The sequence below is a fragment of the Streptomyces sp. NPDC026394 genome, assembly GCF_055567735.1.
This window is the reverse complement of record NZ_JBVHPX010000030.1, coordinates 1-18,267: the sequence shown is the minus strand read 5'-3', so window position 1 is coordinate 18,267 and position 18,267 is coordinate 1. Positions and strand designations below refer to the sequence as shown.

The 18,267-nt window shown below is 68.4% G+C and carries 12 protein-coding genes and 3 pseudogenes; 7 read left to right on the top strand and 8 right to left on the bottom strand.

The genetic code is table 11. The features are described from left to right. Positions 1–1,337: 1,337 nt before the first annotated feature. Positions 1,338–3,626: a glycosyl hydrolase family 18 protein gene (locus ACZ4QV_RS38020; RefSeq protein WP_467764097.1), complete on the top strand. Its 2,289-nt coding sequence runs from the start codon at positions 1,338–1,340 to the stop codon at positions 3,624–3,626. 100 nt (positions 3,627–3,726) lie between these two features. Here ACZ4QV_RS38020 and ACZ4QV_RS38015 read toward each other — a convergent pair whose 3' ends face one another. After that, the gene (locus ACZ4QV_RS38015) at positions 3,727–4,398 is read right to left on the bottom strand and encodes an O-methyltransferase (RefSeq protein WP_467764085.1); all 672 of its coding nucleotides are present in this window, start codon (positions 4,396–4,398) and stop codon (positions 3,727–3,729) included. A gap of 458 nt (positions 4,399–4,856) precedes the next feature. Here ACZ4QV_RS38015 and ACZ4QV_RS38010 point away from each other — a divergent pair, with 458 nt between their 5' ends. The 3 genes from ACZ4QV_RS38010 to ACZ4QV_RS38000 all read left to right on the top strand — a co-directional run bounded on the left by ACZ4QV_RS38010 (position 4,857) and on the right by ACZ4QV_RS38000 (position 7,537). Beyond that, on the top strand, positions 4,857–5,825 hold the full coding sequence (locus tag ACZ4QV_RS38010; RefSeq protein WP_467764084.1) for a DMT family transporter: 969 nt from the start codon (positions 4,857–4,859) through the stop codon (positions 5,823–5,825). Between the two features lie 23 nt (positions 5,826–5,848). Continuing rightward, on the top strand, positions 5,849–6,973 hold the full coding sequence (locus tag ACZ4QV_RS38005; RefSeq protein ID WP_467764083.1) for an aromatic ring-hydroxylating oxygenase subunit alpha: 1,125 nt from the start codon (positions 5,849–5,851) through the stop codon (positions 6,971–6,973). Between the two features lie 189 nt (positions 6,974–7,162). Next, positions 7,163–7,537 (top strand): nitroreductase family protein, encoded by a 375-nt coding sequence (locus tag ACZ4QV_RS38000; protein WP_361640240.1) that lies wholly within the window; start codon positions 7,163–7,165, stop codon positions 7,535–7,537. Positions 7,538–7,692: 155 nt separating this feature from the next. Here ACZ4QV_RS38000 and ACZ4QV_RS37995 read toward each other — a convergent pair. After that, positions 7,693–9,004: pseudogene (locus ACZ4QV_RS37995) on the bottom strand (transposase). Between the two features lie 187 nt (positions 9,005–9,191). Next, positions 9,192–9,827 carry a methyltransferase domain-containing protein gene (locus tag ACZ4QV_RS37990; RefSeq protein WP_361159251.1) on the bottom strand — a complete coding sequence of 212 codons (636 nt, stop codon included), beginning with the start codon at positions 9,825–9,827 and terminating at the stop codon, positions 9,192–9,194. A 630-nt stretch (positions 9,828–10,457) separates the two neighbouring features. On the opposite strand from ACZ4QV_RS37990, the pseudogene ACZ4QV_RS37985 reads away from it, so the two are divergent. The 3 genes and pseudogenes from ACZ4QV_RS37985 to ACZ4QV_RS37975 form a co-directional block, all read left to right on the top strand. Then, positions 10,458–11,411: pseudogene (locus ACZ4QV_RS37985) on the top strand (FAD-dependent monooxygenase); the annotation flags it as partial. A 253-nt stretch (positions 11,412–11,664) separates the two neighbouring features. After that, positions 11,665–11,937 carry an aromatic-ring hydroxylase C-terminal domain-containing protein gene (locus ACZ4QV_RS37980; protein WP_467764082.1) on the top strand — a complete coding sequence of 91 codons (273 nt, stop codon included), beginning with the start codon at positions 11,665–11,667 and terminating at the stop codon, positions 11,935–11,937. A gap of 1,190 nt (positions 11,938–13,127) precedes the next feature. After that, positions 13,128–13,772 carry an SDR family oxidoreductase gene (locus ACZ4QV_RS37975; RefSeq protein ID WP_467764081.1) on the top strand — a complete coding sequence of 215 codons (645 nt, stop codon included), beginning with the start codon at positions 13,128–13,130 and terminating at the stop codon, positions 13,770–13,772. Between the two features lie 398 nt (positions 13,773–14,170). On the opposite strand, the gene ACZ4QV_RS37970 is transcribed toward ACZ4QV_RS37975, so the two are convergent. The 5 genes and pseudogenes from ACZ4QV_RS37970 to ACZ4QV_RS37950 form a co-directional block, all read right to left on the bottom strand. Further along, positions 14,171–14,464, bottom strand: coding sequence for a hypothetical protein (locus ACZ4QV_RS37970; RefSeq protein ID WP_467764080.1), 294 nt, complete (start codon positions 14,462–14,464; stop codon positions 14,171–14,173). 669 nt (positions 14,465–15,133) lie between these two features. After that, a pseudogene (locus tag ACZ4QV_RS37965) lies at positions 15,134–15,256 on the bottom strand (IS5/IS1182 family transposase); the annotation flags it as partial. Positions 15,257–15,294: 38 nt separating this feature from the next. Continuing rightward, positions 15,295–16,053: a pentapeptide repeat-containing protein gene (locus tag ACZ4QV_RS37960; protein WP_467764079.1), complete on the bottom strand. Its 759-nt coding sequence runs from the start codon at positions 16,051–16,053 to the stop codon at positions 15,295–15,297. A gap of 754 nt (positions 16,054–16,807) precedes the next feature. Continuing rightward, positions 16,808–17,506, bottom strand: coding sequence for a Clp protease N-terminal domain-containing protein (locus ACZ4QV_RS37955; RefSeq protein WP_361592922.1), 699 nt, complete (start codon positions 17,504–17,506; stop codon positions 16,808–16,810). A gap of 271 nt (positions 17,507–17,777) precedes the next feature. Further along, entirely contained in the window at positions 17,778–18,044 is a 267-nt protein-coding gene (locus ACZ4QV_RS37950; RefSeq protein ID WP_361592920.1) for a hypothetical protein, read from the bottom strand. Positions 18,045–18,267 lie beyond the last annotated feature (223 nt).

Below are 18,267 nucleotides of genomic sequence, written 5' to 3'. Positions count from 1 at the left end.
AGTGACCGCCAAGGCGGGCTCCCGCGATAACCGGTGGCGGCCCTCGGAACGCGCCACCTCGCTGTCGCTCATGCGTCGCCCTTCTCGATCTCCGCCAGGGAATTGCTCCCTCCGCTGGAGCGGACGACAGTCACGGTACGGCGTCGCTGAACCGGACGCCACAGTTTGGCGCATTTCGAGCCAACCCGCTGACCGAATATGCCTCAAACAACTGCCCTTGGCGATGACGTGCCCAGGGGCCCGGCGAGGCGTCCCGAACGGCACGCGGCAGACCGCGCCAGCTTCCCGTCGACGTGCCCGCTCCGGGCGGATCCACCGCCGCCGAGACACGCGCGCCGCCCGGGCACTCCGGCGCCCCGGTGACGTACGTCCGGTCCGTCCGCGCCCCGCCCCTGCCTGGCTCCGTCGAGGCCGTCACCGGGACGCGCTCCGCCGAGAGGCCCGCAACCGACCGTGTGGCGGGTGTTCGCGGGGGACGGCCGGCACGCTCCGCACCCTGACCGGTGACCGGGCAGCTCATGACCTCCTGCGGGGCCACACGCCTCTCCGCCCGCCGGCCACACCAAGCGACCCCTGGCCTTGAGCCCGTTGGATTACCTGCTCACAGCCTCGGCCACCAGCGAGGCGGACTCCGATGGCGGCCGGCTTCCAGACGGCGCGTTCTCCCTCTTGAACGCGGGGCACAGCCGCCCACCTCGACACGGCCCTACCTGCTGCGGGCACCGAAGCCAGCACTTTGACGGGCCATCAGGTCGAGGGCCACCGCATGACCGGACAGCCCCGTCGACGTGGCCGACCGCTCTCGGCAGCCGTTAGGCGCACACCGTGCCCCTCGCCCCCTCCCCCACCCCGTCGAGGCACCGGCCGCCGCCCCGGCGAGCCGTTCGCCCCGTACGAACCGCCGACTCTCGCCGACGGAGATCGGAGCCGACGACGCTTCACAGCCAACGATTCCGAAGGCCGCAGCCCCGAACCCTCATGCGTGGTAAAGGGGGAGGATCCGACTGTGCGAGGACCCTGCCCGGACCACGCCGACGGCGAAATCCAGCCACCGGCGCACTGCCGGCGCGACCGGGAGCCGACCGCCGGGACCGGTCACGCAAAGTGGCTCGTCTTCGCCTCCCGGGCACCCCGACAGCCGTCTCTCGAAGATCCCCGTACACCCCCGCTCCCTCAACGGCCGCCGCTGCCCCATCCGTTGACGGGTTGGTCCAGACCTTTTATGGTGCGACTGCCATACGGAACCCGGCGGCACCGGTTCCGCCACCTGGCGCGCGGCCGGGTATGCGCACTTTCGGCTCTCACACCCTGTACCACCCACACTCACAGGGGTGCCCATGAAAGACCGGCGCAGATTCCGCAGCAGAGCCGCGGCCCTGCTCACCACGATCGTCCTGTCCGTGGCCGCCGTGCTGACCGGCCCGGCGGCCCCCGCCCAGGCCGCGGGAACCCTCACCGCGGCCTTCTCCACCCAGGACAACGGTTCCTGGTGGAAGGGCACCTACGTCGTCCGCAACAGCGGGTCCGCCGCCGTCACCGGCTGGACCCTGGAGTTCGACCTGCCGGCCGGTGTCACCGTCAGCGGGCACTACTACGGCGACGCCACCGTGGACGGGCGCCATGTGACGGTCAAGAACGCCCACTACAACGCGACCGTACCGGCCGGCGGCAGCACCGAACCGTTCAGCTACTGGTTCATCGCCAACGGCCCCGTCGGCACCCCCACGGCCTGCACCGTCAACGGGGACAAGTGCGACGGCAGCCCGGACGTGCCGCCATCCGCGCCCGGCACACCCCAGGTGACCGGTACCACCACGCGCAGCGTCGCCCTGAGCTGGCCGGCCGCCTCCCCCGGCGACCACCCGGTCACCTCCTACGAGGTACTCGCCGAGGGCCGCCCGGTCGCCACCGTCACCGGTACCACCGCGACCGTCACCGGCCTGACCCCGGCCACCCGGTACACCTTCACCGTCCGGGCCAAGGACAAGCGCGGCAACACCGGACCGTCGAGCGCGCCGGTGACCGCGGACACCGTGGACCCGGCGAGCGACCCGGTCCCGCCAACCGCGCCCCGCGCTCTGCGCAGCACCGCGGTCACCGCCTCCAGCGTCTCCCTGGCCTGGGACCGGGCCACCGACAACGTCGGCGTGGTCGCGTACGACGTCTACCGGGACGCAGACCTGGTCACCACGGTTCCCGGCAGCACCACCGCCGCCACGGTCGACGGTCTGACGCCCGCCACCACGTACCGCTTCTCCGTCACCGCGCGCGACGCCGCCGAGAACGCCTCGCCCGCCTCCGGCGCCCTGACCGTCACCACGGACGACGTGGCCGGGCCCGGCAAGTACTTGAAGGTCGGCTACTTCGCGCAGTGGGGCATCTACGGCCGCCAGTACTTCGTCAAGAACCTGGACACCTCGGGTGCCGCCGCCGACCTGGACGTCATCAACTACGCCTTCGCCAACATCGACCCCAAGAACCTCACCTGTCTGGCCGGTGTGACCAAGGGCGTCTCCGGCAATCCGCAGGACCCTGACGAGGGCACCGGCGCGGGTGACGCGGACGCCGACTACGGGCGCGCCTTCCCCGCCGCGCAGTCGGTGGACGGGGTGGCCGACGACGGCTGGGGCAAGCTGCGCGGCAACCTCAACCAGCTCAAGAAGCTGAAGGCCAAGCACCCGCACCTGAAGGTGGTGATGTCCCTCGGCGGCTGGACGTACTCGAAGTTCTTCTCCGACGCGGCGGCCACCGACGCTTCCCGCAAGAAGTTCGTCGCCTCCTGCATCGACGTGTGGATCAAGGGCAATCTGCCCGTCTACAACGGCGCGGGCGGCCCCGGGACCGGAGCGGGCGTCTTCGACGGGATCGACCTGGACTGGGAGTGGCCGGGCGCCGAAGGCCACCCCGGCAATCACTACAGTCCGGACGACAAGGCCAACCTCGCGCTGCTGATCAAGGAGTTCCGCCGGCAGTTGGACGCGCTGGGCGGCCCGCACAAGCTGCTGACCGCCTTCACCCCCGCCGACCCCGTCAAGATCCAGCAGGGCTGGGACCTGTCCACGATCTTCTCCTCGCTCGACTACGCCAACGTCCAGGGGTACGACTTCCACGGCTCGGGCAGCGACAACTCCTGGGAGCCCCAGCGCACCGGCCACCAGGCCAATCTCCACCGCGACACGCAGGATCCGTACGCCTTCCACTTCAGCGTCGAGAGCGCCGTCAAGGCGTACACGGACGCGGGGGTCAGCCCACGCAAGCTGACCATCGGTTTCCCGTTCTACGGCCGTGGCTGGAAGTCCGTCGCGGACGGCGGGGCGCACGGTGAGTGGCAGTCGGCGGACGGCGCGGCTCCCGGCCAGTTCCCCGAGGAGGCAGGCATCCGCGGCTACCAGAACATGCTCAGCAACGTCCCCAACATGACCGTCCACCACGACGAACAGTCCATCTCGACGTACGGGTACACCGGCGCGAGCGGTCAGTGGTGGTCCTTCGACGACACCTGGTCGATCGGAAAGAAGACGGACTGGGTCAAGTCCAAAGGGCTCCTGGGCGCCATGATCTGGGAGATGTCCGGCGACACCCCGACGGGCACCTTGATGAAGGCCATCGACAGAGGTCTCCCGTAGGACGGGGCCCGGCCCGTACTCCGCGGGCCGGGCTGCGTCACGGACCCACGCACCCGCACCCGCACGGCGATTTCTCGCAGTTGCCGGTCATCACGGCGATTCACAGCCGAAGGGAGATTTCGAGGCCGTTGCCGACTGGCACCGTGGGCGAGCAATATCCGGTGCTGAGGTGGTCCAGGTAGGGGCGGAACGTATCCGGGAAGAAGCTCACATCATCAGCAATGACGACCGACCCCGCTGTCAGGCGGGACTCGACAAGGCGCAGGACAGGAAGATAGAGGTCTTCCCAGCCGTCGAGCAGCACGAGATCCACCGGGCCGTCCAGGTCGCGAAGGGTGTCGAGTGCGTCACCGACCCGTATCTCCACCAGATCGTCCAACCCGGCAGCAGCGAGGTTCTCGCCGGCCGCGCGAGCTTTGTCCGCCTGCATTTCGGTGGTGACGATCGTGCCGCCACCGTTGTCCCGCACAGCAGCGGCAAGATAAATGGTGGAGATGGCGTACGAGGTCCCGAACTCGACGACCCGGGTCGCCCTCCGCATACGCGTCAGCAGGTAGAGTGCCTCGCCTGCTTCGCGGGTGACGGGCATATAGATGTCTTTGAGCTCGTCGGTCAACTCCGCACGGTCCCGGTGCTCGAAGAGCTCTTCCAGAGATCGGCTGCCCAGATGATCGCGGTAGGCTGCCGGGGCCTTCTCGTCCTGCCTTCTCCCCGCGTCGAACAATCGGTTCAGCACGCTTGTGACACGGGGTGACGCCAGGGTGGATGTCACGGCTGAGCACTCCCCTCGGCTGTGATCCGGTATTGGGGTGGTTCCCGCTCATCCGCCTCATTGCAGCACGGCGCGCGCCGCGCCGGAAGACCTCTCAACTGCCTCCTGCACCGCCCGAACACCGGTGGAAGCCTGGCCTCGACAGGCCACCGACGGGTCTGCTGATCGGCGTCCGTCCGGCCCGGTACCGTGTGTCCCGGCCGACCTGCCCGGCTGAACCCCGGACAAGTCTCGGACAAGCATCATCTTGTGCGGGCCGACCGAGGGCTCCACCATCTGACCTGCGCCGCCCGCACCCCGGCCCACGGGGCGCCAGCAGCCCTCTGTGCTGTCGCGAGGTTCAACACGAGGGGAAGCAGGAATGCGCAAGGCTTCGCACCATCGGCACAAGACCGCGCACCGCCAGGACAAGACGGCGTCAGCATCTCTCCACTCCTGCACACACCCCAGGTGAGCAGATGAACGGAGGCAGGTCGGCCCGGTTTCATGCTGGTCCGGTGATGGCGCCGAGGCGTCTCGCGCACGGTTACGGCAGTTACCTTCTCGCGCTCCTCGCGACGCTCATCTGGTCCGGGAACCTGATAGCGGCCCGCGGTTTGAAGGATAACGTCCCACCCGTTTCGCTGGCCTTCTGGCGCTGCCTTGTCGCCACCCTCGTCATGGCCCCGTGGGGACTGGGAAGAATATCCGCAGAGATTCAGCTCGTCCGTTCCCACCTCAAATTGCTGGCTTTTCTCGGGCTTTCGGGGATCGCTGTCTTCACCATCATGGTGTACATCGCCGCCCACACCACTGCCGCGACCAACATGTCATTGCTGGCCGTGACGGCACCCGCCTTCATCTTGCTGCTCGCTCGGGCCCTGCACGGGCAGCGGTTGGGCTGGTGCCGCTCAGCCGGGACGGTCTTGGCGCTCGCCGGTGTCGCAGCCCTTGTCACCCGAGGGACGTTGAGCGCTGTCCAGCCGCGCCCGGGCGACCTGTGGATACTGGGGGCGACGCTGATCTTCGCCTACTACTCGCTGCTGGTACGCAGGGCACCGCCCGCCATGAGCAGCGCCACGGTGCTGCTGACCACCTTCTTGATCGCGCTCGTCCTGCTGCTGCCCTGCTACCTGTTGGAACTCGCGCTCGTCGGCGGTTTCAAGGTCACCGTCCCCGTCCTCGCCTCGATCTGCTACGTCGGAGCCCTGTCGTCCGCTGCCGCGTATTCCTGCTGGAACCGCGCTGTCGAAGGAGTGGGAGCCACCAGGGCCGGCCTCCTCTACTACTTTCTTCCCGTCTTCACAGCGCTTCTGAGCGCATGGATACTGGGTGAGCCGATCGCCCCCGAACAGGCCCTCAGCGCGGCTCTCATCATCGCGGGCGTCGCGCTGGGCCTACGGAGATCACCCAGGCGTTCCGGAAGCAACGTGCACCCTCCCCACTGACCGTACGAAAAGAAGGTGCAACGATGACATCCTCCTGGGACGGAACCCGTTACACCAGCCCCGAAATCTTCGCGCAGGAATCCAGTAGAATTTTTGAGCGTTGCTGGATGTGTGTGGCGCGCGCCGAGACGGTCCAAGCTCCCGGGTCCTTCCATCGCGCCGAAATCGGCACGGAGAGCGTATTGCTGGTCCGGGACCGGTACGGCACACTGCGCGGGCTGCTGAATCTCTGCCGCCACCGTGGAGCTCGGTTGTGCACCGATCGGCGAGGCACCCTGGGGAAGACGATCCGCTGCATGTATCACGGCTGGTCCTACGGACTCGACGGGAACTTCGTCAGCGCTCCCTACGCCCATGACCTGCCGAAGGACCCCGCCGAGAATCGGAACCTCTTTCCCGTCCGGACCACGGAGTGGCTGGGGTACATCTGGTTGAACCTGTCATCGTCCTCACCTCCGCTGACCGAGCAGATGGAGCCCCAACTGGACCGGCGCTTCGGGCGCGCCGACCTTCTCACCCAGTACACGATGGACAAGCTGACCACCGCCTTGACCAAGACCTACGAAGTGCGCGCCAACTGGAAACTGATTCTGGAGAATTTCTGCGAGTGCTACCACTGCCCCACGCTGCACCCGGAACTGAGCGCCGTACTTCCTTCCTTCCGCACGGGCTACGGCACCATCAGCGGTCCCGTCCGGCAAGGCGCACGTTTCGCCGGCCACATGGCCGGATTCTCGATGTCCGGCCGGGCCGCCGCCCCCGCCCTGCCGGCCCTGCCGGCCCTGCCGGCCCTGCGCACCGAGAACGAGCGGACGTTCCATTCCGTGAACCTGTGGCCCAATGCTGTCCTGATTCTGCTCCCGGACCATGTCGTCTGCTTACGTCTGGAACCCGTAGCCGCCGATCGCACCCAGGTGACCGCGGACTGGCTGTTCCATCCCGACGCGACCGCTGCCCCTGACTTCGACCCGTGCGACGCCGTGAAACTGCTGGACCTCACCAACCAACAAGACTTCCAGGCCAGCGAGCGATGCCAACTCGGAGCGCGCTCCAAGCACTTCACGCCGGTGTATCCCCCTCGCGAACATGTCATCGCCTACTTCCACCACTGGGTGGACCAGGCACTCGCCGCTCAGGACGAGTCATGAGACGGCGTCGTCGGCGGAGCCGTACCTCACGACATCGTCCTGCGTGGTGAGACAGGCGAATCGCTTGCAGCAGGACGGAATGGTGGCGAGACCGAGGAAACCCGCCCCGGGCTGGTACCACCACAACGGTCTGGAACCCTGCCTGGAACTGCGCGCCGAAGGGCTCTCCCGCGAAACGGCCGCGCATCTGTGCGCCGACAGGACTGGGCCGGCCAGGCCGCCTTCCTGCTGGTCCTCGTCGCCCAGCTGGAACGCATGAGCGTGAAGTACCGCGCGCCCCGCTGTTACCGCGTCTGCCTGCTCAACGTCGGCCACTTGGGCCAGACCTTCGCTCTGACTGCCACCGCACTGGGCCCGGTCCCCGCCCGGACCGGCGCCTTCAACGATGCCCTGCTCGCCGAGCAATGCGGCCTGGACAACGCCGGGAACATTCCCCTCTACGTCCTGGCCGCCGGCCACCCGAACCCCTGCGGGCCCAACCAGCCGACGCCGGCCTCCCTCACCGCCTTCAGCCGTACCTCCTTCCAGGCTTCCCCGGCGTCCACCGCCTCAGCATTTCGATGACCGCACCAGCCACCGCCCCGCCTCCCGCCCCTGCTGCCAGAATCAGCGCCCGGCGCCGCTTCGCCGGCGGCGCCCGAGAGCCGGCGGCCAGAAATTCCCGCCCGAAGCGTTGACTCACAGATCAGCGGTTCTGACACAGCTTCTTATCTTGTTCCTTATCCTCTTTCGTCACGTTCTGTGATGCTGGCGGGGCGCTTGAGGGTCTTGCCGACGTCGTAGTGGGTGGCGGGGTGGCGGTTACTGGAGCCTGGCGGGCGTCCGGGGCCGGGGTGGCTGGGTTTCGGCGCACGGGCCGGTGGGGCGGGTTGGGGGCGGAGGTGCCGGAACCCGCGCCGGACACGGGCCGGCGGGAGCGTCTAACCGTGGGCGAGCCCAACCAAGAGACTGCTTGAACAGGCGGAAGGTGTGCTCCAGGTCGAATCGGCGCAGGTAGCAGGACCAGGCGAAGTCGACGTCGTCCGGGGTGGCACCGGTGGCGGAGGACCACAGCCAGACCGGCGGGGCGGCGCGGTCGCCGGGCAGGTGGTCGACGTTGAGCCGGATCAGTGTGCCCTCGATGACGGGCAGTTCGCTGTAGTGGTCGATCCATGCGGACCGCTGCTGGAGCCTGGGGTGGAGGCGGTCCCAGGCATGGGCTTCGGCCTTGCCGTAGCGGGGCGTGTCGTTGAGGGTCGTCACGGACGGCTCCGGCCACGACTCGGGCCTGGCCAGGCTGAACTCCTTGCCGTGCCGAGGCGGCCGGCCGCCGCGAGGGTCGTAGACGCGTGGCGGCTTGGGCAGCCGCAGGACGCGGTCCGAGCGCAGGCGTCCGACCAGCTCGACGGGGAGGTCGCGCAGCACCCAGGCCAGGCGCATCACGTCGTAGCCCACATCCATCACGACCAGGATGTTGCGGTCGCCGTGCTGCCACTGGCCGGCCGCGGTCAGCCGCGTGAGCACGGCCCGGAGCTGGCCGGCGGTGACGGCCGCGGCGTCGTCGGCGGGCCCCAGCCGGACCGCGTCCAGGACCTGCGTCCACGAGGTGCGGTCCGGGGTGAGCGCGGCGACGAACGAGTACGGCCAGCCCGGGATGATCTGCGCGGTCTCCCGGGAGCGGCCGTGGACGTGGCAGAACAGCCGCTCCGGCGAACAGACCGCGTCCGAACGCAGCCAGTCGGAGACGTCCACGGCGAGCACGATCCGTCCCTCGAAGCGCGGCATCGGCAGCGATGCCAGCAGGTCACGCAGGGCCTCGGTGTCCAGCCGGCCGTGATTGAGGGCGCCGTACAGCGAGCCGTAACCGCGCTGGTGCTCGGCCAGCAGCGACAGCTCCACCGGCGTCCGGGTCGGGCCGTCCGCACACAGCAGCGCGTCGGTCAGCTCGAAGAACGCATCGGCCCGCGCGGACAGACATCCGTAGAAAGCCGTCCGGAAACGCGACAGTTCCGCGAGCTCCACCCGTCCGCCAGCCCGCACCAGCCCACTCATCCCCACGGCCTCCGTCCCGACCTCCCGTACCTGGAGACAGGGTCCAGGGCCACGAGGAGGACGAACCACCTACCCGGCAATCACTCCGGAGAGTCACCGAACGACCAGCTCCGTGGTTAAGGAACAAGCTGAGAAGCTGTGTCATATCCGCTGAACAGGGGCTGGCTGCGGTGTCTGACAGGTCCGTTCACCAGCGGGGCGAGGCCGCGGTGTCGTTGGGCAGCAGTTCGTACAGGCAGTGCTCGACTTCGTCGTCGATGTCCTCACCCGGCTTTCCCCGGCCGTGGGCAGCAAGACGCACCGCGAAGCCGTGTTCGGCGGCGAGAGCGTGGAGAGTGTCCGTGTCGGAGATGTCGCCGAGCCCCAGGAACAGGCGCCCGTCGGCGGACAGGTGCTGGCGGGCGCCGGCGAGGTAGGTGCGGCAGCAGTAGTGGTCGACATCGAGCACGCACCGGGTCCCGGCCGAGATCTCCGGTGAACCGGCCGAGACGTTCTCGTACGGCAGGGCCCAGAAGATGAGGTCGAAAGGCCCGTCCGCGGGACCGAGCGGGGTGAAGACGTCGCCGACCCTGCCGCGGACCTGAGACACCTGGTGCCGTGCCGCGTTGCGCAAGGTGGTGGCTACCGCCTGCGGATCGATGTCCACAGCGAGCACGTCGGCGCAGCCGGCCCGAGCCGCGGACACGGCCGTCACGCCCGCGCCGCAGCCCACTTCGAGGAACTTGCCGCCGCTCGGGTACGGCAGCTTCTGGGAGAAGAAGACGGTGCCGTAGGTCAGGGCGGGCAAGAACACCCCCGGGAGGATGTCCCATGTCTCGTCCATCAGAGCGAAGGTCCCCTCGCTCGTGGCGCACATGGTGTCTCGGTCATAGCGGGCACCGGCCAGCCGGGTGTCGACCGTCCCGGGCCCTGGCGTGCTGCTGGTGGTATCGCGTTGGGGATGGCGACCAGATCCGTCCGACGGTTGTCTCTGCACAGCAGCTCTCCTCCCGAGCCCGATCACGCTGACGGTTCCACGTGGTTCGCCCCGTCGAAGCTGTCGCTCTCCCGTGAACCTGCCCAGCACCCCAACGACACAAGAGGCATAAGCAGCAAAACCACTCCTCTCGGTGAAACCATGCCAAGGAGTTCAGCGAGAAGGGGGCCGTTGTCACCCTGCATGCCGCCAGGGCTGTCGAGAACTGCGTGGACGACGCGGAGACCTCCTGCCCATAGCACCCTGCGGATGCCGAAGGCCGCTTGCTGCGACGCCCTGCGCCTGTGACCGCATCGTCGTGACGCGCACGCTCGGTCCGCCTCATTGTTCCGCGTATGGGGAAGGCGTCAGCGGGCCTCTAGCTCAGGGCGGCGGAGGCCGAGCGGATGGTGCGCGGCTGCTGCAGCCGGAGGCGTATGCGTTCGGGTGCGGTGGCCGTCGTGGCTTCGACGGGATGAGACGTGGTGCGGGGCGGTCATGGGGCCGGGTGAGGCGGCGGACCATGAGGGTGATCGTGGTCCAGGTGAGGTGGGCCTCGCTGTGCGAGATCGTGCGCTCGTAGTCCCGGACGGTTCTGCGGGCTCTCATGACCCAGGAGAAGGCACGTTCCACCGCCATCGCTTGGCGAGGACGGCGAAGCTGTCCTGGTCATTGCGGCGCGGGACGGGGTGGGGGGTAATGACGAGGAAGGACTCCGCCCAGCGGACGAGTTCGCCGGCGCAGGCGGAATTCGCCAGGCGACCGTCACCTCCGGATGGGCCAGGCGCAGGCGGAAGAACAGGGCGCGGGCCCTTTCGTGGCGCAGCAGGACATCGAGCGGTTGCTCGGGCGGGCGTGCTCGGTGTCGATGTGCGCCGGGGTGTGGAGCTGGCCGGCTTCGATGCGGACGTCGGGGGTGTCACGGTGCGGACCAGTCACGGGGCCGTACGGGCCGGCTGGCTCGTGGGCTGCGACGGCGGCCGCAGCACGGTCCGCAGGCTCGCGGGGTTCGCATTTCCCGGTACGGACCCGGAGGTCACCTGTCATCAGGCGGTCGTGGAGATGACCGGCGCCGAGGACCTGAAGATCGGCTGGACCGCCACGGACACCGGGGTGTACGCCTACGGGCCGGTGCCGGGCCGCGTCGTCACCGTGGAGTTCGACGGTCCGCCGGCTGACCGGGACGCGCCGGTCACCGCCGAGGACCTCCAGGCGCGGCTGCGCCGCGTCTTTGGCGTGGACGTCACGATCACCGGGGTGCGGACCGCGACCCGTTTGACCGACCACGCCCGCCCGGTCACCGACTACCGCAGAGGCCGGGTGCTGCTGGCGGGCGACGCGGCGCACGTGCACTGCGCGTTCGGCAGTCAGGGGCTGAGCCGGGGGCTCGGGGACGCGATGAACCTCGGCTGGAAGCTCGCCGCGGTGACCGGCGGCCGGGCGCCGGAAGGGCTGCTGGAGACCTGCACCGCCGAACGGCGCCCGGCCGGCGCGGGGATCCTGGACCGGACCCGGTCCCAGGTCGCGGCCATGCGCCCGGATCCGCAGTCCCGGGCCCTGCGTGAGATCGTCAGCGGCCTGGCGGGGGCGGTCGCGGGTACCACGTACCTCACCGCGCGGCTCAACGGTGGCGGGGTGCGCTACGAGCTGCCGGGCGAGCACCCGCTGACCGGCCGCAGCGCCCCGGATCTCGCCCTCACCGACGGTGGCCGCCTCGCGGACCACCTCCACGGCGGCCGGGCGCTCCTGTATGGACCTCGCCGACGATCCGGAGCTGCGGGCTCTGGCTGCGGGGTATGCCGGCCGCGTCGGCACCCTGACGGCCGGCTGCCCGTCCCGCCCGGAACTGGCGGCGGTCCTCGTCCGTCCGGACGGCTTCACGGCCTGGGCGGCCGACGCGGGGGCGCAGGCGCGTACGTCGACGGCCGGGCTGGCGGAGGCGCTGGAGGAGTGGTTCGCCGTGCCAGAGGGGCAGTGACGCCGGGGCGATCCGCCACTGTGCTGACTGACGCGGACCACGAGCCGGTCCCACCCACGGCCGCCGCACCGATCCGGTGTGGCGGCCGCCCGCACCCGCACCAGTGGCACCACAGCAAGACCGACGACATGCACCGCGGCTTCGCCACCGAGCAGATCCCTCCATCACCGTCACCCCCGACCCGTCCACAGCACCGGATCTCACAGTCCCGTGGCGCGACAGCACCACACCACCGCCTGACAACCCCGGCACCCGCCAAGCGAGCCGCTGCTGGAGAGGAGCTGACAGCGCCCGACGATGCCGGACCGCCCCTGACACCAGTCCCGTACAGCAGCCCGCCCAGCCAGACGGAGGGGCGCCACCGCCGCCGGCCGTCGCGGCCGCCAACCAGTCGGCGGGCCGGACCGTCGTACGCATCCTGCGGATCCTGGCGCCCGGCACGGTGCCGGTGCCCGAGCTGCTGGCCGACGTCGACCCGTAGCCTGCGGCCGCCGGGCCGCCGCGTACCCGGGACACCGCCTCAAGCGGATACCGCCGCGCACCGGGCGGTCGCGCCGCCGCGTCGGGCAGACCCGGGCATCGCGGAGACGGTGGAGCGGCAGACTGCCGCGATGCGTGAGCTGAGCCGCCGCGCGTTCCCCGAGCCGGCCGTCGTCCCCGACGACGCGCCGGCCCCGATTGAGCAGATCCGTGCCGAGCGACACCGCCAGGCCACGGCGACCGAGGCTGCGGCCCTGCGTCGAGCCCGTGCCGAGCGGGCCGGGCTGCCGCCCCGGACGACTGCGCCCTCACTGGGCAGGACCGTAGGTTGCGCCCCGGTCGGAGCAACACTGTGGCCCGGACCGGACACCGAACTCGCCCACGAAGACGTCGGCGCGCGCTCCGCGTGGCCGGGGCTTCGAGCGACGAGCGCTGCCTGATCCGGGCGGCCGTCTTCTCCCTGCTCAGGTCCCGGTAGCTGTTCTCCGGGGCATCGGGGTGGCACCGCTGCTCGCCGCCAGGACGGTGGGGCGGAATAGCGCCCTTCGTCGGCGGGTTGCTGAATATTGATCATGTATGTGCGACGCGATGAGGAACCGCCATGAGCCCCCTGCCCCTTGACGCTGAAACCCACCACGACGGGCGCCTCACAGGGCGCACGGTCGTCCTGATCGACGGTGGCTCGGGTATCGGCCTGCGGGTCGCGCATCGTGCGGCCGCAGCCGGCGCCCGCGTCGTACTGGGAGGCCGCACCCCCGCGCCTGGCCGCCGCGGCGCAGCGGGTGGGTGACTCGGCGACCTGGCGGACCGTAGACATCACAGACGGCGCCTCCCTCGCGGCGTTCTTCGCGGAACTCGACCGCGTGGACCACCTGTTCACCTCCGCCGCCTCCTACCAGGTGGGCCCGATGCTGGAGCTGAGCGACGAGGAGGCGGCAAGCCCGTTCGTCTCTAAATTCTGGGGCCAGTACCACGCCGTGCGACGTGCCGCGCCCAAGCTGGCGGCGGATGGGTCCGTGGTACTGATGTCCGGTGCCGCAGGGGCGCGGCCCCCGGCACCCGCACCCGCCTACGCCGCGTGCAACGCTGCGATCGAAGGGCTCGGACGGGGGCTGGCCCTCGAACTCGCACCAGTGCGCGTCAACGTCGTCTCGCCCGGCACCGTCGACGGCAACCTCTGGGCACAGCGTCCGGCCGCAGACCGTGAAAACGCCTTCGCGCAGTACCGCAGGGATACGGTCCTGCACCGGCTGGGCACCGAGGACGACATCGCCCACGCTGTGATGTTCCTGTTCACCAATGGCTTCACGACCGGTTCCACCCTCTACCCCGACGGCGGCTACACCCTGCGCTGACCCGTCCACGGACCGGCGGAACGGCCCCTGCGGTAGCCAGACGGCACGGCGACCGCCGGTCAGCTTGTTCCTTCACCACGGGTCTGGTCGTTCGGTGACTCTCCGGAGTGATTGCCGGACAGGTGGTCCGTCCTTCTCGTGGTCCTGAGTGCCCGTCCCTAAACCCCAATCGCCGCAGCCGGCGGGCTGATCCGGGAAAGCCGGCCGCGTAAACGCATTCGGGGAGCGGTCACTGCGACCGCTCCCCGAACGGAAGCCCTGGTGTTGGTGAGCCAGTTGTGGCAAGCCTTGCTTTACCATTCGACCGCGTCCGCGACTTTTCGATGACGCTGGCGAACGGGTCCTGGGGAGCGGGCCCCAAGGATGTGCCGCCTCGACCGGAGCTGAGGAACAGTGGCTCAGCGGGTGACGACGTTGTGGGCCGGGCCGACCTCCGGTTGGAGGTCGCCGTACCCGAGGTCAGCGAGGATCGGGCCGAGCACCTTCGCGAACGCCTCGTAGGCTTCGGCGGACTCCCAGACGTCGGTGATCCGCCAGCCGCCGTCGGCTGGGCCCGCAGCGTGCGAAAGGAGGCCGGGAACAGGCAGGTCAGCGACGTTGGTAAAGCCCTTTCCGTCGGTGAGGCGCTCGATGTAGCTGTCGTAGAGTTCCGACCCGGTACCGGGGGCGAAGAACGTGGCGATGACGGCCATGATTGTGCTCCTATCGGCAAGGTGTCTCGGGGCCGGGACAAGCGACGTGTGCGCACCGGCCCTTGGCGCCCTCTCTGACTTCCCACTCCGTGTTCAGGGCACTCCCAGGGACCGTCATGCCGCCGCGACTCCTCCACGCCCCGGCGCGCCGTCTTGGCTGCTCTGTAGCGGCTTTGTGGGTTTTAGCTGAATGCGCCGCTCGGCGCCGGTGATGCCGGTGACGGATTAGGTTCAGTGGCGGCCCACCGGAGGTCAGACGGTGGGCTGCGGCTTCTTCGTCCAGTCCGTGCGGGGGGCCTTTGCTGGTCAGGCGCCGGCTCATCAAGGTGACCAGAGCCCAGGTCAGGTGGGCCTCACTGACCTGCGGAAGCCGCTCGTAGTGCGGAACTGTCGCGCTTCCGACGGCTTTCTACGGGTGTCTGTCCGCGCGGGCGGATGCGTTCTTCGAGCTGGGCGACGCGCTGCTGTGTGCGGACGGCCCCCGACCCGGACGCCGGTGGAGCTGTCGCTGCTGGCCGAGCAGACGAGTGTTTTCTGGCTTTCAACTGAAGCGGCCGCCTTACCCAGGAGGGCGTCGTGCAGGGCCGGGCAGTGGCCACACGGCGCACCATCCTGACCGCGGCCGCTGAGGTGATCATCGAGCGGCTACGGCGGCGCGTCCATCTCGCAGATCACCGCCCGGGCCGACGTGGCGGCCGGGGCGGTGTACTTCCCCTTCGACGATGGGGCCAACGGCTCGGCGATCTCCCACAGCCCGTCCGGAACAATCCAACTCAAACATACCCGCCCCATGAGCGGACCAATGAGCCATCACCACATAGGGCACCGGCTTAACCCGCCCAACGAGGATCCGGCCTCTGCCCCTGCCTCGGGTACGGGGGGCGGTAATTGCCTCCAGCATCTCGAAATTGATCACCGCCTTCACTCACGATAGCGCGCCCCGCGCCGTCCTCTTCGGTGACCCATCCGGGAGGCAGCATAACAACTTCTGAGGTATTCAGAACCCTGGCACCGGAAAGGTCTATTCCTGCGTGAAATCTAGGATGGCTCCTTGGGTGCGCTGGATTGACGAATCGAGCGTCCGCGTGAAATACGGAGTCCGTAAACCATACCTGGCCGGTGAATTCCTCGCGCACCAATTGGAACTGCCGATGGAATTCACTACCCCTGAAATCTGCCACACCCCCATACTTCGCATCATGAGAAAACAGGTGACCGAAGAATTCTACGCCGTCAAATGCGGCTCCGCCTTCGAACTCGACATGGGTGAAACTCGCCGTACGACGGAAGACTGCCCCGGAAAAGCGCGCCTGCCCGACAAACCTGGCTCCACTGAATTCACATTCAGTGAAATGACACTCAGAGAAGTCCACTTCGAGCGGTACGGCAGTGCGCAGATTCAGCGTGACTCCCGGCCAGTAAGCGGGCCATCCCTCGGACGGGCCCGGTGCGCCCTCCTGGAGTCGACTGCCGGGCGGCGCCTTACGCAGGTGCTTAGCTAAAATCTCCTGCGCCGCTCGACGGACCTGCCGTTCCTGCAGAGCATCAGAATCAAGAGCTGATGCTCCTGGGCTGATGCTCCTGGGCATGCCACGGCATCCTCGGAGAGCGGGGCATACGGCATTCGAAGGTAGGCGCAAATTACTTCAGTGACGACCTGGCGGTGCTCCGGGTTTTGCTGGGCCAGCCGCTCAAGAGCGTAAAGCCCGCCCAGTCGAACCATTGCCTTCTCGTGCCCCAGTTGCTCCACGGCGTGACTGTAGAGTTCTGTGACCCTGCGTTCGGTTGCGTCATGAATATTTGCGTCAGCCACCTCCTTCGAATGTGCCTGAACTCGCTCTGCGCGCTCACTGGCGATTTCGTCAAGTCGCTGACGGCGATAGGCGGTGACCAACGCGACAAGAGCACCTACGCCAGCGACCGTAGCGAATACAAGTTTCAAAAGGTCCAGCTGAGCTGCAACATCCAGCGCCTTCGGGTCTGCTCTGGGCGGGGACCCGAGATACCAAGTTATAAAGAGCCAGCTGGAGGCCAGCAATAAGATCGCAGCTATTACGGAAATTGTCAAAGCTCGGCGAATAGGCCACAGCCCTAGGGTGCGATGTGCGTCTCTTGGAACAGGGCTCGGGGCGAGGGGTGATTCCGGCACGGTAGAAAGGGTGCCACAGGTGATGCGCCCGGGGTGTCCCGACTCGAATAAGTCCGGGCATCGTGTTGCGCTGACCTGCGGTGCCCCCGGACTCGAGTGAGACGGGACTCGTCGGTGGGCCTCAATCAAGTCCGGGCAGGGAGCCGTGCCCTCGCAGTTCAAGGAGAGTGGTGAGCACCGTGGGCCTGATGGGTTCAGACGTCGACAGGTGTGGCGTCGAGGGCGGCCGGGTCGAAGCCGGCCTCGGTCAGGACGTCGGCGGCGACCCCGCGGCCGACCTGAACGAGTCCGATCAACAGGTCGTCGCAGTCGATGCGGTCGAAGCCGTTCTGCTCCGAACGTGCCTCGGCGATGGCGATGGCCTTGCGGGAGTAGGGTGTCCAGGCGATCCGTTCGGCCGCTTGGGAGGCGCCCATGCTCAGCCGGGTGCCGACGGATTGGTGGACCGTTTCCGGTGGGACGCCGACCGTCTGCAGGAGTCGGGTGGCGCTGTTGCTCTGCACGGTCAGTCCCCAGAGCAGGTGCTCGGTGCCGATGTAGTTGTTGCGGTGGTGCACCGCCGCCTGCTTGACGTGGACCATGGCCTCGCGGAGGTCATCCGTCATGACCTCGGGGCTGTAGCGCTTGTGCGGGGCGTGGAAGCGTTGCTGGGCCGCTTGCCGGGTCACGCCCAGGGCTGTGCCGATGTCCGTCCATGAGTTGCCGTGCATCCGGCAGTGCTCGACGTAGTCCTCAACCAGATCGTCTGCCAGGGCCTGTAGTTGGCCCGCGAGTTGGGCAGCGACTGTGAGAAGGGCGAGCCAGTCAGGCTGGTCCTGTCCGCCGGGGCGGTGCGCGTTGTCACATCTCCGATCGACTTCCGCGATGAGATCGTCCAGGTCCGGAAGAGCCATGAGGCAAGTACGCCTTGACAATTGCAAGGTGTCAAGGCGTACCAGCCATGCTGGTGACGAGTGTGGCTATGCCCTCGGGACGGCCGAGCCGATACTCGATCTCCGCAACGGACGACTTGACGGTCTTCCTGAGCCCGACGCGGCTGGTCCCGCGGATCGGACCTTCAGTGGGGAAGCTCTGGTGGAACTTGGCGATGCTCTCGGCGGAGACGCAGAAGTCACGTCCATGACCAGCTGGCCGTGCGTCAGTCCAGCGGACCTGGCCCTGACACTAGGCGATGCGCCGGCTCATCAAGGTGACCAGGGACCAGGTCAGGTGCGCCTCGCTGACCTGCGGAAGCCTTTCGTAGGCCCGGACATCGCGCCGGGCCTTCATCACCCACCCGAAGGTAGGCTCGACGCACCAGCGCAACGGGAGAACCACGGAGCCCTTGGCGCCCTTGGGGCGGGAGACGGCCTCCAGGGTCAGGTCGAGGAAGCCCTCGGCCCATTCGACGAGCCGCCCGCCGTAGCCGGAGCCAGCCCAGACGTGAGTCAACTGCGGTTGGGGCAGGCGAAGATGCCACAGGACTTCGCGGGCGGCGTCGCGGTCGGCATGTCTGCGGGCGTGACCATGACCATCATGGGCACCCACTGACCTGCGTTGAGGAATGAAAACACTCACCCAGCTTGTTGTTTAACCTCCGGTGGCTGTGACGTCGCGGAGTCGAGTGCTCGGGCAGAGGTAGAAGAGTTCGGGATCTTCCTCGTCGAGGCCGTGG

Coding starts and splice junctions, on each gene's coding strand:
- ACZ4QV_RS38020 (WP_467764097.1), top strand. CDS start 1,338: ATGAAAGACCGGCGCAGATTCCGCAGCAGAGCCGCGGCCCTGCTCACC.
- ACZ4QV_RS38005 (WP_467764083.1), top strand. CDS start 5,849: ATGACATCCTCCTGGGACGGAACCCGTTACACCAGCCCCGAAATCTTC.
- ACZ4QV_RS37955 (WP_361592922.1), bottom strand. CDS start 17,506: ATGGCTCTTCCGGACCTGGACGATCTCATCGCGGAAGTCGATCGGAGA.
- ACZ4QV_RS37970 (WP_467764080.1), bottom strand. CDS start 14,464: ATGGCCGTCATCGCCACGTTCTTCGCCCCCGGTACCGGGTCGGAACTC.
- ACZ4QV_RS37960 (WP_467764079.1), bottom strand. CDS start 16,053: ATGCCCAGGAGCATCAGCCCAGGAGCATCAGCTCTTGATTCTGATGCT.
- ACZ4QV_RS37990 (WP_361159251.1), bottom strand. CDS start 9,827: ATGGACGAGACATGGGACATCCTCCCGGGGGTGTTCTTGCCCGCCCTG.
- ACZ4QV_RS38010 (WP_467764084.1), top strand. CDS start 4,857: ATGAACGGAGGCAGGTCGGCCCGGTTTCATGCTGGTCCGGTGATGGCG.